This is a genomic window from Acinetobacter sp. AKBS16 (assembly GCF_002899995.1).
GTDB classification, from domain to species: Bacteria; Pseudomonadota; Gammaproteobacteria; order Pseudomonadales; family Moraxellaceae; genus Acinetobacter; species Acinetobacter baumannii.
Window position 1 is genome coordinate 1,883 of the sequence record NZ_POYH01000064.1, and the last position, 1,323, is coordinate 3,205.

1 protein-coding gene and 1 tRNA gene are annotated in these 1,323 nt (G+C 40.3%); one reads left to right on the forward strand and one right to left on the reverse strand.

From position 1 onward, the window contains the following. Position 1 precedes the first annotated feature (1 nt). Positions 2–92, reverse strand: a tRNA-Ser gene (locus tag C1642_RS11265). A gap of 261 nt (positions 93–353) precedes the next feature. Here C1642_RS11265 and C1642_RS19190 point away from each other — a divergent pair. Then, on the forward strand, positions 354–1,323 hold a 970-nt coding region (locus C1642_RS19190), incomplete at its 3' end, for an RNB domain-containing ribonuclease (RefSeq protein WP_228153842.1).

The following is a 1,323-nucleotide window of genomic DNA, read 5'->3' on the forward strand; positions in this document are numbered from 1 at the left end:
ATGGCGGTGAGAGAGGGATTCGAACCCTCGATACCAGTAATAGGTATGCTTCCTTAGCAGGGAAGTGATTTCAGCCACTCATCCACCTCACCGGAACGAGCCGCCATAATACAAACTAAAACTACATTGTTCAAGTCATGATACTGAAATTTTCTTGTTTTTTCGTTCAATTAAATATTTTTTAAACAATTTTCGTATTCTTTTCGCCTTTTTCAATCAAACGCTTGTTAAGATAGATATTATTTCTTTATTTCAACACAGTAGTGCATAACACATTATTGCAAACCTGAACGTGCAGTTCTGGTCTGCATGTCTTATGCTAAACCTATCTGCCAAGCATGAAACCAAACGACATGACAAAAAACTGGGTTGACCCCGAAGCAAAAGCCGAAGCTGAACGTTATGACAATCCTATTCCAAGCCGTACTCTTATTTTAGATACGTTGGAACAATTGCAAACACCGCAATCTCATGCAGAACTTGTTGACCATTTTCATATTCAAGATCAGAAAAGTATTGAAGCCTTAAGTCATCGCTTAAGTGCTATGGTTCGTGATGGCCAACTTATGAAGGATGGTTTTAAGTTTCAGTTGGTGGCAGACCAACCTACCTATGAAGCAACTGTCTATATTAATAGTAAAGGTTTGGGTACAGCACATATTGATGGTCAAGATGATTTGTTATTACCTGAGCGTGAGTTACGTTTAGTCTTTAATGGTGATCGGGTCCGTGTTCGGCAGACATCGGTAGATCGCAAAGGTAAACCATGGGGTTTCATTACCGAAGTTATACAGCATCGAGTAAAACAGTTAATTGGTAAATTGTCGGTACATGACGGCGAATATTTTATTCAGCCTAACAATCCAAATCAGCATCAACCTATCCCACTAGAAAAAGAATTGGTTGAACATGCTAAAGCAAATGTCGGCGATATGCTTCGTGTTGCTATAGACACTTACCCAACCCGGGAAGAATTTGCAACGGCACATATTATTCAGTCTATGGCAGATAAAGCCGATACTGAAATTATTATCCCGCAGACCATTTTAGAGTTTGGTTTGCCTTACGAATTTCCAGATGAAGTTATAAAAGAAGCTGAAAGTTTCAAAGAACCTGCTGAACAAGATCGCGAAGGTCGAGTTGATTTAAGAGACTTGGCACTTGTCACAATCGATGGTGAAGATGCGCGAGATTTCGATGATGCAGTATATGCGGAAAAACGTCCTGGTGGTGGTTACCGAGTTGTCGTTGCAATTGCCGATGTGAGCCATTATGTACGTTTAGATTCGGCATTAAATGAAGAAGCTGAAGAGCGCGGCACTT